This is a genomic window from Rubrivirga sp. (assembly GCF_965213695.1).
Lineage (GTDB): Bacteria > Bacteroidota > Rhodothermia > Rhodothermales > Rubricoccaceae > Rubrivirga.
The window spans coordinates 759,421-774,774 of sequence record NZ_OZ243912.1; the positions used below are offsets into that span (position 1 = coordinate 759,421).

The following is a 15,354-nucleotide window of genomic DNA, read 5'->3' on the forward strand; positions in this document are numbered from 1 at the left end:
GCCGCAGCTTACATCCTCTCTCGCCCTGCGCTAGAGTGCCGTCAGTCAGGCGCATGCCGGGCGACAGCCAGGAGCGTCACGTCGTCGAACGCAGCCGCCCCACCCGCGTGCGCTGCGAGCGCCGCGTCGAGCCGGGCGAGCACGTCGTCGGCCGACGGCGCCGGCTCGGCCACGATGGCGAGGAGCCGGTCCTCGGTAAAGAACGCCCCGTCTGCGTCCTGGGCGTCCGTGGCCCCATCTGTGAATACGACGAGCGCCTCGCCCGGCGCGAGCGTCGCTTCGGCCGCCCCCACGTCGAGGCCCGGGAGCAGCCCGAGCGCCGGCCCCGTCGGCCCGAGCCGCGCGCGAACGCGGCCGCCCGCGACGACGGCCGGGGCCTCGTGGCCGCCGTTGGCGTACACGAGCCGTCCGCTGCCCACGTCGAGCACGCCGAAAAAGACGGTCGCGAACATGTTGGCCGCCCCGTGTGTGGTCGCGATGTAGTCGCTGACCGTACGGACCGTCCCGCGCACGGCCGCCGCGTCGTCGCCGGGCGGGGTGGAGAGGGCCGTCGAGCGGATCAGGCTCCGGAACAGGGCCATGAACAGGGCCGCCCCCACGCCCTTGTCGCACACGTCGGCGACGACGAGCCCGAGCCGCCCCGCCCCGGCACGGTCTCCACCCGCCCCGCCGTCGCCGGGCATCCAAAAGGCGTCATAGAAATCGCCGGCCACCTCGCGGGCGGGGCGGAACCGGGCGGCGAGGTCCCACCCCGGCGCCTCGGGCAAATGCTCTGGCAGGAACCCGCGCTGGATCTCGCGGCCGATCTCGAGCTCGCGCGCCAGGCTCTCGGTGTAGGCCCGCTCCTCGTCGTGGAGCCGCTTGACGGCCAGGCTCGCGTCGACGCGCGCCCGGAGGAGCGTCGCGTTGAACGGCTTCGGGAGGTAGTCGGCCGCGCCCAGCTTGATGCATCGGACGACCGAGTCCATCTCGTCGAGCGCCGAGACCATCACGACGGGGATGTGGCGCGTGCCGTCGTCGGCCTTGAGCCGCTCCAAGACCTCGTACCCGCTCATCCCCGGCATCATGATGTCGAGGAGGACCACGTCGACCGCCCCGCCCGCGACGGCGTCGAGCGCGGCCGGCCCGTCGGCGACGACCTCGACGGCGTAGCCCCGCTTGCGGAGCCGCCGCGAGAGCATGTCCCGGTTCATCTCGTTGTCGTCGACGACGAGCACGCGCCCGGGCGGGGCGGAGGGCGGGGCGGTCACGGGGTGAGCAGGCGCTGGAGGTACGGAATCTCGGCCTCGGCCGCCGCCTTCCCCTTCGCGATCAGGTCGGGGATGAGGTGGGCGTCCGTCAGGCGGACCGGCCCGTCGAAGTCGGGCATCACGGGCACGATCTCAGCGTGGTGCGCCGCGCTGTAGAAGGCGTACGTCGAGCGGATGAGGTGGTTGACCGTGATCGCCGTGGCGCGGCTGACGAGGCCGGAGAACGACGCGATCGTGTCGCCCGGCCGGTTCTCGAACCCCATCGCCACGATCACCTCGCACCCCTCGCGGATCGCGACGTCGATGGGGAGCGGGTTCGACGTCCCCCCGTCGATGAGGAGCCGGCCGCCGACGGGCCACGGGCGGAGCAGGAGCGGCATCGCCAGGCTCGCCCGGACGGCGTCGCGGACGAGTCCGCGGTCGAGGACGACGGTCTCGGCCGTGTGGAGGTCGGAGGCGGTCAGGAACAGGGGGCGGTCGGCGTCGGCGAACGTGGCCTCGCCGAACACCTCGTCGAGCACGCCGCCGAGCGCCCGGTCGTCGAGGAGCCCGACGCGCTCGGAGAACCCGAACACGCGCGGGAGCGCGACCCGGAGCAGCGACCGATACCGGAGCCCGGTGAACGACCGGCCCCACAAGCGCTCCGTGAGCGCCTCGGCGTCGCTGGACACGAGCCCGAGCGCGAGGGCCGCCGCGTAGACGCTCCCGCCCGAGCACCCCACGGCCACGTCGACCTCGATGCCGGCCTCTTCGAGCGCCCGCCACAGGCCGATCGCCGCGACGCACTTGATCCCGCCCGACCCGATCACGAGCCCCACGCGCGGCCGCCCCGCCCCGCCCCCCGCCCCCGTACCGCGACCCGCCCCGGCCGGCCGGGGCGGGGTGGGGGACCGGGGCGGGGCGGCGTCGCTCACGGTGCCGGCTCCGTCTCCAGGAGCCGCCGGAGGTACGGGACCACCTCCTCGGCCGCCGCCTCGCCCCGCTCGATCACGTACGGGATCTTGCCCGTGTCGAAGAGCCCGACGCGCTCGTCGAACTCGGGCATGACGGGGAGAATCTCGGCGTGGTGGGCCAGGTTGTGGAAGGCGTAGTTGGCCCGGTACAGGTTGTTCGTGTAAACACTCGTGACCTGGAACGCGAACTTCAGCCCCGACGAGACGCGGCGCGGGAGCTCGGCCTCGAACCCCATCGTGAGGATGGCCCCGGCGCCGGCCTGGATCGCCACGTCGGCCGGCATGGGGTCCGAGAGGCACCCGTCGCAGAGCGGCCGGCCGTCGACGGGCCACGGCTTCCACACGAACGGGACGGCGATGCTCGCGCGGACGGCGTCGACGAGCGAGCCCTCGGAGAGCACGACGCGCTCGCCCGTCCCGAAGTCGGTCGCCACGATGTGGAGCGGCGTCGTCGTGTCGGCGAACGTCCGGTCCCCGAACGCGCCCCGCAGGGCGTCGAGGAGCGGCCGGTCGTCGACCATCCCGAACGCGCCGTCGAACTTGAACAGCTTGGGGAACGCGGCGGCCAGGAGCGAGCGGGTGTCGCGCTTCCGGGTGAGGTCGCGGGTCCAGAGCTGGCGCGTGAGGGCCTCGGTCTCATCGGTCGACATCCCGAGCGCGAGGGCCGCCGCGTAGAGGCTCCCGCCCGAGCACCCGACGACGAGGTCGACGTCGACGCCCTCGCGGTCGAGCACGCGCCGGAGACCAATCGCCGCCGCGCACTTGACGGCGCCGGACCCGATCACGAGCGCGACGCGGGGCGGGGCGGCAGGCGAGGGGGAACCGTCGGCGGGCGGGGCGGGCATGGAGAGAGGGCTGGTGCGGCAGCGGGCGGGTCGGTTGGGCGGCCGTGGAGAGTAGGACGTGGGGCGTGGGCGGAGGGGGTAGGGCGGCCCTACGTCCCACGGACCACGCACCCGCCAGTCACGCCCCCTACTCGGCGTAGCTGGCGAGGGCGGCATCGACGTCGTCGTAGAGGCGGAGGATGCTCGTGAAGCCGGAGAGCTGGAGGACCTTGAGCACCTTGTCGCCGACCGCCGCGAGGCGGAGGTCGCCGCCGCCCCGCCGGGCCTCTTTCATGGCACCCAAGAGCGCGCGGAGCCCGGCGCTCGACGTATATCCCACCCCGCTCAGGTCGCCCACGAGCCGGACGTGTCCGTCGCCGATGGCGCCCTGGAGCGCCGCCGTGAGACGGTCGGCCGTGACCGTGTCGACGTTCCCGACGATCGTGGCGACGGCGGCGCCGTCGCGGGGCGTGATCTGGACGTCGAGGTCGTGTTCGTAAGCGCTCATGGGGTGCGTGGTGGTGGGCGGTGTTTGACGAGCGTGAGCCGGTTGCCCCCGCCCGGGACCGCCTCGTGGCGGACCTCGTCGGTCGTCTCGCGGATAAGGTGCCACCCCAGCCCGCCCACGGGCCGCTCGTCGGCCGGGCCGCTCGGCGGAAGCGGGGCGGAGGCCGGGTCGAACGGCCGAGCCTCGTCGGTGAGCGTCACGGCCACGGCACCTGGCCCGACCTCGACGCCCAACGTGAGCGGCCCCGCCCCGCCCGCGTACCCGTGGGCGATCACGTTCGCGCACGCCTCCTCGACGGCGAGGTGGAGCGGGAACAGGACGTCGTCGCCCACCCCGCCCTCGGCGACGGCGCGGTCGAGGAACGCGAGGAGGGCCGGGAGGTGGGCCCGCGTCGCGGGCCGCGTGATCTCCGGGCGCGCCGTCGGGCGGGGCGGCGCCGGGCTCACGGGGCCTCGGCCGGCAGCCACGTCCGGATCTTGCCCAAGAGCCGCTTGAGGTCGACCGGCTTCGTGTCGAAGTCGTCGCACCCGGCGTCGCGCGCCTTCTGCTCGTCGCCGCTCATGGCGTGGGCCGTGAGCGCGATGACGGGGATCTGGGCCGTCGCGGGGTCGCCCTTGAGGCGGCGCGTGGCCTCCCACCCGTCGAGGACGGGCAGGCTCATGTCCATGAGCACGAGGTCGGGCCGCCCCGCCCGCGCCCGCTCGACGCCGGCCCCGCCGTCGACGGCGACCTCGACGGCGTAGCCCCGCTTGCGGAGCCGCCGCGAGAGCATGTCCCGGTTCATCTCGTTGTCCTCGACGAGCAAGATCGTAGGCATAGGCGTGACCGCAGTATAGAGGAGTCAGGGAGTCGAGAGGCCGGGCGGGGCGGCGGTCGCCCCGGCCTCGCGCCCGTCGCCGCCGGTCGGGGCGGGGAGGTTGGGGACCGTGACGGTGAACACGGAGCCCTCGCCGGGCGCGCTCTCGACCGCCACGTCGCCTCCCAGCAGCCGCGCGAACCGCCGGCTGATGGCGAGGCCCAGGCCGGTCCCGCCGTACTCGCGCGTGGTCGAGGCGTCGGCCTGGACGAAGGGGTCGAACAGCCTCGACACCTGCTCCGGCGTCATCCCGATGCCCGTGTCGGCCACGCGGAACGCGACCCCCCCGCCCGTGTGGTTGGGGGCGGGGTGGGCCGAGAGCGTGACGGTCCCGTCGTGCGTGAACTTGGCCGCGTTCGAGAGCAGGTTCAGTAGGACCTGCCGGACCTTCGTGAGGTCGGTCCGTAGCTCCGCCGGCGGCCCGTCCGCCTCGACCACGAGCGCGTTCCCGTTCGCCTGGACGAGGGGCCGGACCGTCGCGGCGACGCCGTCGAGCAGGTCGCGGACCGAGACCGGCTCGGCGTGGACGTCCATCTTGCCGGCCTCGACCTTCGAGAGGTCGAGGACGTCGTTGATGAGCCCGAGCAGGTGCCGCCCCGCCCCCTGCACCCGCTCCAGGTCGGGGACGAGGTGGCCGGCTCCGCCGTCCTCGGCGTCCTCGGCGAGCATCTCGGAGTACCCGATGATGGCGTTGAGCGGCGTGCGGAGCTCGTGGCTCATGTTGGCGAGGAACTGGCTCTTCGCCGTGTTCGCCCGCTCGGCCGCGGCCCGGGCTGCCTCGGCTGCCTCGCGGGCCTCGACGAGCTCGCCCGACTGCCGCCGGAGGTCGCGGACGGCCTCCTGCGCGACGGCGACGGCCCGCTCGCGCTGCTGACGGAGCGTGTGGGCCGAGTCGCCGGCGAACGTGAGGTAGAGCCCGCCGACGTAGAGGAACGCCATCTTCGCCCCCTCCGCCGCCCACGACACGTCCACCCCGCTCGCGACCGTCCACACCACGAGCGCGCCGTAGAGGACCGGCGTGAGGTGGACGAACAGGAGCATCCGGGCCGGGGCGTACCCGATCCGGTCGGCCACGCTGAGGAGCGGGACGAAGAAGAGCCAGCTCCGCGTGCCGCCCGTCGCCGCGATGGCTCCGATCACGAACACGAGGTCGACGATGACGAACAGGAACCCGAGGTCGAACCGGGCCTCGGGCCGGTAGAACTGCCGGAGCGCGAGCCACGACACGAGCGAGTAGATCCAGACCGCCGCGAGGTAGGTCCAGAACGGCCCCCACTCGAAGGCGCCCAGGATCGCCACGTTGTGGAGCGGGATGCCGAGGACCCCGATGAGCGTGAGCCCGACGACGCGCGAGAGCGGGACCTCGCGCGTGTTCGTCCGCACGTCGCGCTCGCGGCGGAGGCGGTCGGCCTCGGCGGGGTCGAGGGCGAGGTCGGGGTCGAGGGCGGCGTCGGTCATGGCGCCGTCGCGGTCGTCCGCGCGCCCTCCGGCCGCCCCGCCCCGCCCCGCCCGGACGTCGCGGGCGGGGCGGCCTCGGCAAGATCGACCTCGGGCGGGGTGGCGAGGTCGGGGACCGCGACGGTGAACACGGAGCCCTCGCCGGCCACGCTCTCGACCGTCACGTCGCCGCCCAACAGCCTCGCCAGCCGCCGGCTGATGGCGAGGCCCAGGCCGGTCCCGCCGTACTCGCGCGTGGTCGAGGCGTCGGCCTGGACGAACGGCTGGAACAGCTTCGCGAGCTGATCCGGCGTCATCCCGATGCCGGTGTCGGCGACGCGGAAGACGACCGCCCCGCCCGCGCTGGGCGGGGCGGGGCGGGCCGAGAGCGTGACGGTCCCGTCGCGCGTGAACTTGGCCGCGTTCGAGAGCAGGTTCAGCAGGATCTGACGGAGCCGCGTCTCGTCGGTCTGGACCGTCCCCAGGTCCCCGGCCTCGACGACGAGCCGGCTCCCGCCCCGCTCGACGAGCGGAGCCGCCGTCGAGACGACCGTGTCGAGGAGGGCGTCGAGGTCGACGGGGCGGACGTCCAGCTCGACGCGGCCGACCTCGACCTTGGACAGGTCGAGCACGTTGTTGATGAGCCCGAGCAGGTGCGTGCCGGCGCCCCGGATCTTGCCCAGGTCCTCGGCCCCCTCGGTCTCGCCCTCGTCCTCGGCGTCCTCGATCATCATCTCGGCGTACCCGATGATGGCGTTGAGCGGCGTGCGGAGCTCGTGGCTCATGTTGGCGAGGAACTGGCTCTTCGCCGCGTTCGCGCGCGTCGCCTCGTCGGCGGCGGCCTCGGCCGCCTCGCGGGCGCGGTTCGCCTCCTCGCGGGCCTCGATGAGCGCGACCGACTGCTCGCGGAGGTCCTCGACCGACTGGCGCGAGAGCCGCATGGCCGTCGCCGTCCGCCGCCGGAGCGCCGCCGCGAACAGGCCGGCCTGGGCGAAGTAGAGGCCGGTGAGGTAGAGGAACAGGAGCTTCGCGACCTCCCCGCCCCACGCCACCGCGCGCCCCTCGACGACCACGACCCAGGCCAGGAGCCCGGCGTAGAGGGCCGGCATGAGGTGGGCAAAAAAGAGCGTCCGCCCGCGGCCGTAGACGATCTGGTCGGCCACGCGGAGGAGGAGGACGAAGTAGATCCAGCTCCGGTCGGCGCCCGTGAGGTAGACGGTCCCCACCAAGATCCACACGTCGAGGACGATGAACACGAGGCCCAGGTCGAGCCGGGCGTCGGGCCGGTAGAACCGGCGGAGGACGAGCCACGTGGCGACGACGTAGACCTCGACGGCGACGGCGAACGCGACGAACGATCCCAGGTCGAACGCCCCCACGATGAGCCCGTTGTGGAGCGGGATGCCGACGAGGAGGAGCGTGAACCCGACCGCCCGCCCGACCGGCACGGCGACCGTGTTGAGCCGGACGGCCCGGTCGAGCCGTCGCTGCTCGGCCTCGTCGGCGCTGCGGAGGTCGCGCGTCGAGGTCACGGACGGGCGGAGGACGCTCACGGCTCGGTCTCGGAGGGCACGCCCGGAGGATACCCCGCCCCGCCCGCCCCGCCCTCGCCGTTCATCGTGGGCGGGGCGGTCGGTTTCTCCCTCTGCCGTGCGCGACCCGGACGGGGTGGCTGCTCGGACCCCTCACCCTGTCCCTCTCCCCGAGGGAGAGGGGACGTCGTAGGGAGCACGGCCACCACCCCGCCTCGGTCGTCGTCGGGCGGGACGGCCTGGGAGGAGTCCCCCTCCTGGACAGGAGGGGACAGGGGTGGTGGACCGACCGAGCGGGGCGGCACGTCCAGCCGCCCCGCCCCCACTTGGGCGCTGGCCTCGTCTGGCGAGGGCGGGGCGGTGCCCCGGCCCCGGGCCGCCAGCACCCGGCGGACCTCGGCGAGCACGTCGGTCTGGCCCGCGCGGCCCTTCTGGAAGACGGCCTCGACGTGGCCGTTCAGCCGCCGCCGCTCGGCGTCGGTCACGTCCTTCGCCGTCAGGACCACGACCGGGACGTCGTCGCCGAGCGCGTCGAGGACCTCGAACCCGGTCCCGTCGGGGAGGAGGAGGTCGAGGAGCACGAGGTCCGGCGGTGGCCCGTCGGCGAGGGCCAGCGCGCCCGCCACGGTCGCCGCCTCGCGGACGGCCCACCCCTCGCGCTCGAGCCCGCGCCTGAGCAGGTCGCGCGTGTGCCCGTCGTCCTCGACCACCCAGACCACGCCCTCGGCCGCCCCGCCCAGGTGCCGGCGGACCGTGCGGACCAGCTCGGCCCGCTCGAACGGCTTCGTCACGTAACCGACGGCGCCGAGCGCGTAGCCCAGCGTCCGCTCGTCGGTGATCGTCGCGAGGACGACCGGGATGTCGGCCGTGGCCGGGTCGCCCTTGAGCTCGCGGAGCACGGCCCACCCGTCGACGCCGGGCATGAGCACGTCGAGCGTGACCAGGGCGGGGTGGAGCTCGCGGGCGAGGCGCAGGCCCTCGGCCCCGTCCGCGGCCTCGGCCGCGCGGAGCCCGGCCCGGCGGAGCGTCTGGGCGAGCACGTCGCGGCTGTTCGCGTCGTCGTCGACGACGAGCACGAGCGGGGCCGTCTCCAAGACCGCCCGGGCCGGGCGGGGCGGGACGGGCTCGGCGGTCGCGGCCTCGACGTCGGCCGCGAGGCGGACGCTGAACACGGTCCCCTCGCCCGGCACGCTGTCGACGGCCACGTCGCCGCCCAGGAGCTGGGCGAACCGGCGCGAGATCGTGAGCCCGAGCCCGGTCCCCCCGTACTCGCGCGTGGTCGAGGCGTCGGCCTGGACGAACGGCTGGAACAGCTTCGCTAGCTGCTCGGGCGTCATCCCGATGCCCGTGTCGGCGACGCGGAAGACGACCGCCCCGCCCGCGCCGTCCGCCCCGCCCTCGGTCGTTCCCGAGAGCGTGACGGTCCCGCCGCGCGTGAACTTGGCCGCGTTCGAGAGCAGGTTCAGCAGGATCTGGCGGACCTTCGTGAGGTCGGTCCGCACGTCGGTCGGGAGCCCGTCGGCCTCGACGACGAGCCGGTTGCCGCCAGCGCGCATGAGCGGCTGGACCGTCGCCTCGACGCCGTCGAGCAGGTCGCGGACCGAGAACGTCTCGGCGTGGACGTCCATCTTGCCGGCCTCGACCTTCGAGAGGTCGAGGACGTCGTTGATGAGCCCGAGCAGGTGCCGCCCGGCCGCCCGGATCTTGCCCAGATCCTCGACGGCATCGTCGTAGCCCTCGTCCTCGGCGTCCTCGGCGAGCATCTCGGAGTACCCGATGATGGCGTTGAGCGGCGTGCGGAGCTCGTGGCTCATGTTGGCGAGGAACTGGCTCTTGGCCCGGTTCGCCCGCTCGGCCCCGGCGCGGGCGGCCTCGGCGGCGGCGTGGGCCTCGGCGAGGGCGGCGCTGTGGGCCTCGATCTGGGCGTTCTTGTCCTTCAGCTCGCGGCCCCGGTCGATGGCCGTCTTCGTCACCGACCGCTGGCCGAGCGCGATCACGAGCGCGTACACGCCGACGCTGAGGAGGGCAGCGACCGACGTGGCGATCGACGACGACGCCACGAACCCGACGCCGGACGCCGCGGCGACGGCCCCGGCCGAGCCCCAGTTCGTCGCCACGGTCCCCAGCGCCATCCTCGGCCCGCGCACGGCGGCGGCGGTCGAGACCGTGATCATGATGGCGGCCACGAGGACGACCGGCTGGAGCCCCATCAGCCCCACGGCGGCGCCCATGAGCACGTTGTCGAGGTAGATGTTCCGGTACGACGCCCGGCGCTGCGCCTCGCGCCCGGCCACGCGCGACGTGACTGCGTAGACGAGCGGCGGCCACGCGAGGCACACCGCGACCACCCCGCCCGTCCACCACGCCGGGGCGCCGGCGGCGGCGAACGCGGCGGCGGCGATGGGGACGAGCGTGAGGAACGCGACGGCCCGGACGACGAGGTTCGTCCGCAGCACCGGGTGGACGTCGGGCGGGCCGAGCGCGCGGTAGACGGGGGCGAGGAGGGTCATGGGCGAGGCGTCACGCGGCAGCGGCCGAGCCGAGCAGTGCGGCCGCCCGCTCGCACAGCGTCCGCGCGTTGAACGGCTTGGGCAACGTAGCGCGGGCGCCGGGAACGGCGGCCCCGGCCTCGCCGGTGATGACGAGGACGGGGATGGCCGCGAGCGCGGGGTCCGCCTGCATGGCGCGGCACAGCGCGCGGCCATCGAGGCGCGGCATGGCGAGGTCGGTCACGACGAGGGCCACGGGCCGGGCGCCGAGCACGGCGAGCGCACGAGTCGGGCGGCCTCGACGTGGGCGGGCTCGACGCCGCTGTCCTCGATGCGGGTGGCCTCGGCGGCCTGTTCTCGACGGTCGTCGGCCATCACGTCCAGAGGTCGTCCTCGGCGTCCTGGTCGAATGATTTGACGTAGGCCTCGGTCGTCGCGAGGTCCCGGTGGCCGAGCGTCTTGCGAGAGGCCGGGTCGAGCGCGGCGTCCCGGAGCTTCTCGACCTCGTCGAGCGAGAGCCTCCGCCGGTGGACCGGCTTCGCCTTCGGCTTCTTGTAGGTCAAGAACGGATCGGCGGCCGGCTCGATCTCGCCCTCCTCGACCCCCTGCTTGAACACCCTCCGGAGCCGGGTGAGCTCCTTCCGGGTCGTGTTCGGGTTGTTCTTCGAGACCCGCCGGAGGTGGCGCTCGAACCGGCGGACCGCGTCGGCGTCGACCTCGGCCCACGAGAGCGTGTGGCCGAGCGCGGCGCGGAGCTTGGCCAGCGTCGTCTGGTACTTCCGGTGCTCCCAGAGCTTCCTGTCGGCGGTCGAACGTCGGGTGCGGTGAGAGCTCCACGTCGTAGCCGTCGGCGCCGGGCGTGGCGGCCCAGCGGAGTGCGACCGCTACGGCGTCCACGATCTTGGCCGAGAGCCGACGACCGTGACCGGGTGTGACAGCGGCGCCTGCCGCTCCGACGTCTCGGCCCGTGGTGGGTCGCCGCCTCCGGCCGTACCCTCTCCCTTCCCACTCCAGACGGCGTTGCACCCCAGCACAGACCCGACGAGCCCCTTCCGGCACGTGCGCCGCGCCGTGCGCGCGGCGCTGCTGCCGGTCGACGTGGAGGGGACGTCGCCGGAGGAACGCCTCGCTCCGCTGGGCACCCGGGAAGACCAGCGGGCGTTCGTCCGGCTCGCGCGTCGCCACGGCGTCGCCCCGCTCGTTCTGGCGGGGCTCCGGAGCCTCCCGAGGGGTCCGTCGCCGGCGCTCGCCCGCGTCCTCCACCGGTCGGTCCTCCGCCAAGGCCTCTGGTCGATGGCGCTGCGCGCGGAGCTCGGTCGGCTGGCGGCGCTGCTGCACGAGGCCGGGGTCCCGTTCGTCGTGCTGAAGGGGGTCGCGCTCCACGACGCCTACGGCGCGCTCTCGCTCCGGCCGTCCGTGGACAACGACATCCTGGTGCGCCCGGAGGACTTCGGGACGCTCGAGCACGTCCTCGTCGAGGCCGGGTACTCGCGAGAGCACCGGGCCCCGAGGCAGAAGAAGGCGTACCTCTTCGTCCACGGCCAGTACACGTTCCGCCGCCAGCAGGGCGACCACCGCCTGTCCGTCGACGCCCACACGCGGGTGATGCCGTTCGGGTACCGGTACTCGGAGGACGTGTCGGACCTGCTCCGCCGCGGCCGGACCGTCCTGGTCGACGGCGTGCCGGTCCCCGTCCCCTCCTGGGAAGACCTGATCGTCGTCCTCTGCACGAACGGGCTCAAAGACCTGTGGACCCGGCTCCGGCTCGTCGCGGACGTGGTCGCCGTCTCGGCCCAGGTCTCGGACTGGGACGCCGTCGCGCGTCTCGCGGAGCGCTCGGGCTGCCGGGCCCAGGTCGTCCTCGGGCTGTGCCTCGCGGAGGAGCTGTTCGGCGTGCCCGTGCCGGCGCCGTTCGCCTCCCGCAGCGCTGGCGTGGACCGCCTCACCCGCACCCTCGCCGGTGGCCTCCGAGGCGTGGCGGAGACGCCGGACCTGGCCGGCCGCGTCCGGCTGTTCCTGAGCGCCCAGGACAGCGTCCGCTCGCGGCTCCGCTACGTCCTGTACACCGGCCTGCGGCGCGCGTCGGAGCCGTTCGTCCGGGGCACCGGCTCGATGACGAGCGACCCCGACGGACCCCCGCGCCTGCCCGACACGCACCGACGGGACTCCACACACGGCCGTCAGCGGAGCGGCCCCTCTGGGGAGCTCGGGCGGGGCCTGGGCGGCGGGTCGTAGAACGTCGCCAGCGTGGCGAACCGGCGGGGGCCGCCGCCCACGTTCAGGATGACGCCGTCGGTGGCGATCCAGGCGTGGAACGTGAGCCCGTCCGGGCGGCGGCGGGTCCCGAGCGAGAGCGTCGACGGGATGCCGCGTCGGCGGAGCATGACCCGGCCGGCGAGCGCCTGGGGGAGGCACGTGTCCGGGTAGGGCTTCGACGCCCGGAAGAGGGCCTGGCTGACGGCGATGGCCGTCGGCGACGGCCGGCCGGCGGGCCCCTCCGGCGTGGAGAGGGCCGGGCCGGACGCCCCGAGCACCCACCGGAGCCGGCGGAAGTGGACCACGCGGAGCGCCAGGCGGAACCCGTGGAACAGCGCCGCCGCCTCGGCCGCTCGGACGACCTCGGCGGGCGGCAAGCGGAGGGCGGTCCGGAGGCGTCGGAAGGGGCGTGGAACGGACATGGCTAAGTTTACAAAGCCTCGGGCCGATACCTTCTCCCCCTCACTCACCGCCGACCCCAACCCCGTGTCTCCTGCCCCCCCGGCCGACGCCGTCTACCGTCGCTCCGACGGCGCGAGCGCGGCCACCGTGGACGACCTCGTCGTGCTCCTCAACGTGGACGCCGGGAAGTACCACGGCCTCAACGCCGTCGGCTCCCTCATCTGGGAGGCGCTGTCGGAGCCCCGCTCGATCCGCGACCTCGCGGCCGACCTGACCCGCCAGTTCGAGGTCGACCTCGCCGAGGCCGACCGGGCCACCCGCGCCTTCCTCTCCGACCTCGCCGAGCGCGGGCTGGTCGAGCGCGAGGTCTCGTAGATGGCCCGCACCACGCACCGCTACACCGCCTACGGGCTCGACATCGCGTCCGACCTCGAGCTCCCCGAGCTCGTCTCCGCCGACGAACGGGCCGACGGCCAGGAGGCCGACCTCCGCATCCGGCTCGGCGAGACGCCGGAGCGGATCGAGGACCCCGCCGAGTCCCGCGTCGTGTGGAGCGCCCGGCCCGGCGAGTGGCTCCAGACGATCAACAACGTCGCGCGGTACTACGTCCACGACGGCGGCCGCGAGCTGGTCGTCGAGCGGCTGGGCGGGACCGACGCCGACCTCCGGGCGTTCCTGTTCGGGACCGCGCTCGGCGCCGTGCTCCACCAGCGGGGCCAGTTCGTGCTCCACGCCTCCGCCGTCGTGCTGGCCGGGGGCCACGCCGTGGCCGTGGCCGGGACGGCCGGGGCCGGCAAGAGCACGACGCTCGCGGCCCTCATCGGGCGCGGGCACCGGGTGCTCACCGACGACAAGACGGCGGTCCGGTTCGGGGCCGGGGGGCCCGAGGTGCTCCCGGGCTACCCCACGCTCCGCCTGTGGCGCGACGCCGTCCAACGGATCGGAGCGGACCCCGGCGACCTCCCGGCCCTGCGCGAGGGGATGGAGAAGTACCTCTACCGGGCCGAGGCCTTCCGGCACGAGCCGGCCCCGATGCGCGCGCTCGTCGTGCTCGGCGCGCGGGCCGGGCGGGGCGGCCCCGAGGAGGTCGAGAGCCCGGCCGAGCCCCCCGAGATCGTGAGCACCCGGGTCCACGGGCACCAGGCCGTCCGGACCGTGCTCCGCCAGACGTACCGGCGCCGGATCGTGAGCGGGTCCGGGCTCCAGGCCGAGCACTTCCAATGGGCCGCGAGGCTGGCCAACGCGGTCTCCGTCGTCAGCATCGTCCGGCCGCGGCACGGCGAGACCGTGGACGCCGTCGCGGACGCCGTCGAGGCCGCTGTCGAGGCCGCCGCCGAGACGGCGGCAGAGGCGCCCACGGTCTGAGCCATGGCAGACGTCATCTGGTTGGCCTCCTACCCCAAGTCCGGCAACACCTGGACCCGGGCGCTCCTGGCGGGCTACTTCGGCGAGGGCGCCTTCGACCTCAACCACCTCGGGGCCGATGTCGCCCTCGGCGGGCTCCGCTCGCTGGGCGACCTGCTCGGCGTCGACCCCCACCTGTTCCACCCGCACGAGCTCCTCGAGTACCGGCCCGAGGCGGCCCGCCAGCTCGCCCGCGACGTGGCCGACCGCGACGTGCCGGCCATCCACAAGCTCCACAGCGCCAACCACCCGACCGGCCGCGGCACGCCCGTTTTCCCAGCCGGCGCCGGCCGCGCGCTCTACGTCGTGCGCAACCCGCTCGACGTGGCCGCCTCGTGGGCCCCGTTCTTCGGCGTGACGCTCGACCAGGCCGTCGAGACCCTCAGCGACGAGGGCTTCGTGCTCAACCAGCTGCGCGGCCGGTTCCGGGAGATCCTCCCCGAGACGCTCCTGTCGTGGAGCGGCCACGTGCGCTCGTGGCTCGACGCGCCCGGCGTGCCCGTCCACGTGCTCCGCTACGAGGACCTCCAGGCCGACGCGCCGGCGGCGTTCGCGGAGGCCCTCCGGTTTATCGGGCACGACCCCGACCCGGCGCGCGTCGAGGCGGCCGTCGAGGCGGCCCAGTTCGACCGGCTCCAGGCCCGGGAGGCCGAGGAGGGGTTCCGCGAGCACACCCCGAGGGCGAGGGCCCCGTTCTTCCGCAAGGGGAAGTCCGGTGGCTGGCGCGAGGAGCTGACCCCGGAGCAGGCCCGCCGCGTCGTGGCCGACCACCGCGAGGTCATGCAGCGGCTCGGCTACGGCGACCTCGTCGACGAGGTCGGACGGCGACCGGTTGAGGCGGAGGGCACGGGGGCGTAGGTGTCCGGGCCGCGCCTGCCGAGGCGGCCGTCTTCGGGGCCTGCTCTCAGGACGCGGGCGGCGGCTCAGACACCATGCGCCAAAGGTCCACCAGGCGAAGTTTGGATCCGAAACCAGGCGGCGGTATGCTACCGGCCTCCGGTTTCCACGCTTTGCGGTCCTCACTCAAACCCACGCTCACATGAAAACGCTCGCCGACGCCCGCCAGCCCTGGGAAGCTCCCGCCGTCTCCGACATCGACCTCACCGACAACACCCACGGTGGAGGCACGACGTACTCCGACGAGACCACCTTCCCGAACCCGACCTTCACCGACAACTTCCCCCGCTACCCGATGTCGTAGCGAGCGGGCAGCTCCTGTCTTCTGCGACCGCGAGTGACCCCGATCCGGGGCGCGCTCGCGGTCGCAGTCAGTTGCCAGCGCTCCACAAGGCAGCGTGGCTCGGACGGCCAGCTCTGACGGGCGTCCGGCAAACCGTCCAGACGACGGGCGGTGCGGACGCCCGCGCCGCCCCAGGTCGGCGTCCGTTCGACTCGGGCCTCTAGCGGCGGAGGCCAGCGGGGTCTCCGGCCTCGGCCGATGGG

General features: G+C 74.3%; 18 protein-coding genes and 1 pseudogene. 5 read left to right on the forward strand and 14 right to left on the reverse strand.

Annotated elements, in window-relative coordinates; all coding sequences use genetic code 11:
* Positions 1 to 41: 41 nt before the first annotated feature.
* From ACOOHE_RS03375 to ACOOHE_RS03435, 13 genes and pseudogenes are all read right to left on the reverse strand, one after another.
* Complete coding sequence (locus tag ACOOHE_RS03375) at positions 42 to 1,250, reverse strand: PP2C family protein-serine/threonine phosphatase (RefSeq protein ID WP_420456390.1); 1,209 nt, start codon at positions 1,248 to 1,250, stop codon at positions 42 to 44.
* Positions 1,247 to 2,068 carry a patatin-like phospholipase family protein gene (locus ACOOHE_RS03380; RefSeq protein WP_420456391.1) on the reverse strand — a complete coding sequence of 274 codons (822 nt, stop codon included), beginning with the start codon at positions 2,066 to 2,068 and terminating at the stop codon, positions 1,247 to 1,249. The genes ACOOHE_RS03375 and ACOOHE_RS03380 overlap by 4 nt, the downstream gene beginning before the upstream one ends.
* Positions 2,069 to 2,160: 92 nt before the next feature.
* A complete protein-coding gene (locus ACOOHE_RS03385; RefSeq protein ID WP_420456392.1) occupies positions 2,161 to 3,048 on the reverse strand; it encodes a patatin-like phospholipase family protein in 888 nt (295 codons plus the stop codon).
* Between the two features lie 127 nt (positions 3,049 to 3,175).
* Positions 3,176 to 3,535: an STAS domain-containing protein gene (locus ACOOHE_RS03390; RefSeq protein ID WP_420456393.1), complete on the reverse strand. Its 360-nt coding sequence runs from the start codon at positions 3,533 to 3,535 to the stop codon at positions 3,176 to 3,178.
* Positions 3,532 to 3,981, reverse strand: a complete 450-nt coding sequence (locus ACOOHE_RS03395) for an ATP-binding protein (protein WP_420456394.1) — start codon at positions 3,979 to 3,981, stop codon at positions 3,532 to 3,534. Before ACOOHE_RS03395 ends, ACOOHE_RS03390 begins: the two co-directional genes overlap by 4 nt.
* Positions 3,978 to 4,352, reverse strand: coding sequence for a response regulator (locus ACOOHE_RS03400; RefSeq protein WP_420456395.1), 375 nt, complete (start codon positions 4,350 to 4,352; stop codon positions 3,978 to 3,980). Before ACOOHE_RS03400 ends, ACOOHE_RS03395 begins: the two co-directional genes overlap by 4 nt.
* Before the next feature lie 24 nt (positions 4,353 to 4,376).
* A complete protein-coding gene (locus tag ACOOHE_RS03405; RefSeq protein WP_420456396.1) occupies positions 4,377 to 5,849 on the reverse strand; it encodes a sensor histidine kinase in 1,473 nt (490 codons plus the stop codon).
* Positions 5,846 to 7,381, reverse strand: coding sequence for a sensor histidine kinase (locus tag ACOOHE_RS03410; protein WP_420456397.1), 1,536 nt, complete (start codon positions 7,379 to 7,381; stop codon positions 5,846 to 5,848). The genes ACOOHE_RS03405 and ACOOHE_RS03410 overlap by 4 nt, the downstream gene beginning before the upstream one ends.
* Positions 7,378 to 9,870, reverse strand: coding sequence for a response regulator (locus ACOOHE_RS03415; protein WP_420456398.1), 2,493 nt, complete (start codon positions 9,868 to 9,870; stop codon positions 7,378 to 7,380). Before ACOOHE_RS03415 ends, ACOOHE_RS03410 begins: the two co-directional genes overlap by 4 nt.
* A gap of 10 nt (positions 9,871 to 9,880) precedes the next feature.
* Positions 9,881 to 10,093, reverse strand: coding sequence for a hypothetical protein (locus ACOOHE_RS03420; RefSeq protein ID WP_420456399.1), 213 nt, complete (start codon positions 10,091 to 10,093; stop codon positions 9,881 to 9,883).
* Entirely contained in the window at positions 10,090 to 10,224 is a 135-nt protein-coding gene (locus tag ACOOHE_RS03425) for a hypothetical protein (RefSeq protein WP_420456400.1), read from the reverse strand. The genes ACOOHE_RS03420 and ACOOHE_RS03425 overlap by 4 nt, the downstream gene beginning before the upstream one ends.
* The gene (locus ACOOHE_RS03430) at positions 10,224 to 10,466 is read right to left on the reverse strand and encodes a hypothetical protein (protein ID WP_420456401.1); all 243 of its coding nucleotides are present in this window, start codon (positions 10,464 to 10,466) and stop codon (positions 10,224 to 10,226) included. Before ACOOHE_RS03430 ends, ACOOHE_RS03425 begins: the two co-directional genes overlap by 1 nt.
* A gap of 21 nt (positions 10,467 to 10,487) precedes the next feature.
* Positions 10,488 to 10,613, reverse strand: a pseudogene (locus ACOOHE_RS03435) (hypothetical protein); the annotation flags it as partial.
* Between the two features lie 295 nt (positions 10,614 to 10,908).
* Between ACOOHE_RS03435 and ACOOHE_RS03440 the strand changes: the two are divergent.
* Positions 10,909 to 12,084: a nucleotidyltransferase family protein gene (locus tag ACOOHE_RS03440; protein ID WP_420456402.1), complete on the forward strand. Its 1,176-nt coding sequence runs from the start codon at positions 10,909 to 10,911 to the stop codon at positions 12,082 to 12,084.
* On the opposite strand, the gene ACOOHE_RS03445 is transcribed toward ACOOHE_RS03440, so the two are convergent.
* On the reverse strand, positions 12,030 to 12,527 hold the full coding sequence (locus ACOOHE_RS03445; protein WP_420456403.1) for a lasso peptide biosynthesis B2 protein: 498 nt from the start codon (positions 12,525 to 12,527) through the stop codon (positions 12,030 to 12,032). The genes ACOOHE_RS03440 and ACOOHE_RS03445 overlap by 55 nt on opposite strands.
* Positions 12,528 to 12,591: 64 nt before the next feature.
* On the opposite strand from ACOOHE_RS03445, the gene ACOOHE_RS03450 reads away from it, so the two are divergent.
* The 4 genes from ACOOHE_RS03450 (at position 12,592) to ACOOHE_RS03465 (ending at position 15,112) form a co-directional block, all read left to right on the forward strand.
* Positions 12,592 to 12,882, forward strand: a complete 291-nt coding sequence (locus ACOOHE_RS03450) for a PqqD family protein (protein WP_420456404.1) — start codon at positions 12,592 to 12,594, stop codon at positions 12,880 to 12,882.
* On the forward strand, positions 12,883 to 13,872 hold the full coding sequence (locus tag ACOOHE_RS03455) for a hypothetical protein (RefSeq protein ID WP_420456405.1): 990 nt from the start codon (positions 12,883 to 12,885) through the stop codon (positions 13,870 to 13,872).
* A gap of 3 nt (positions 13,873 to 13,875) precedes the next feature.
* Entirely contained in the window at positions 13,876 to 14,769 is an 894-nt protein-coding gene (locus ACOOHE_RS03460) for a sulfotransferase domain-containing protein (RefSeq protein ID WP_420456406.1), read from the forward strand.
* Between the two features lie 181 nt (positions 14,770 to 14,950).
* Positions 14,951 to 15,112: a hypothetical protein gene (locus ACOOHE_RS03465; protein ID WP_420456407.1), complete on the forward strand. Its 162-nt coding sequence runs from the start codon at positions 14,951 to 14,953 to the stop codon at positions 15,110 to 15,112.
* The last annotated feature ends 242 nt before the right edge of the window (positions 15,113 to 15,354 follow it).

Coding starts and splice junctions, on each gene's coding strand:
- ACOOHE_RS03425 (WP_420456400.1), bottom strand. CDS start 10,224: ATGGCCGACGACCGTCGAGAACAGGCCGCCGAGGCCACCCGCATCGAG.
- ACOOHE_RS03460 (WP_420456406.1), top strand. CDS start 13,876: ATGGCAGACGTCATCTGGTTGGCCTCCTACCCCAAGTCCGGCAACACC.
- ACOOHE_RS03415 (WP_420456398.1), bottom strand. CDS start 9,870: ATGACCCTCCTCGCCCCCGTCTACCGCGCGCTCGGCCCGCCCGACGTC.
- ACOOHE_RS03455 (WP_420456405.1), top strand. CDS start 12,883: ATGGCCCGCACCACGCACCGCTACACCGCCTACGGGCTCGACATCGCG.
- ACOOHE_RS03400 (WP_420456395.1), bottom strand. CDS start 4,352: ATGCCTACGATCTTGCTCGTCGAGGACAACGAGATGAACCGGGACATG.
- ACOOHE_RS03385 (WP_420456392.1), bottom strand. CDS start 3,048: ATGCCCGCCCCGCCCGCCGACGGTTCCCCCTCGCCTGCCGCCCCGCCC.
- ACOOHE_RS03390 (WP_420456393.1), bottom strand. CDS start 3,535: ATGAGCGCTTACGAACACGACCTCGACGTCCAGATCACGCCCCGCGAC.
- ACOOHE_RS03445 (WP_420456403.1), bottom strand. CDS start 12,527: ATGTCCGTTCCACGCCCCTTCCGACGCCTCCGGACCGCCCTCCGCTTG.
- ACOOHE_RS03465 (WP_420456407.1), top strand. CDS start 14,951: ATGAAAACGCTCGCCGACGCCCGCCAGCCCTGGGAAGCTCCCGCCGTC.
- ACOOHE_RS03405 (WP_420456396.1), bottom strand. CDS start 5,849: ATGACCGACGCCGCCCTCGACCCCGACCTCGCCCTCGACCCCGCCGAG.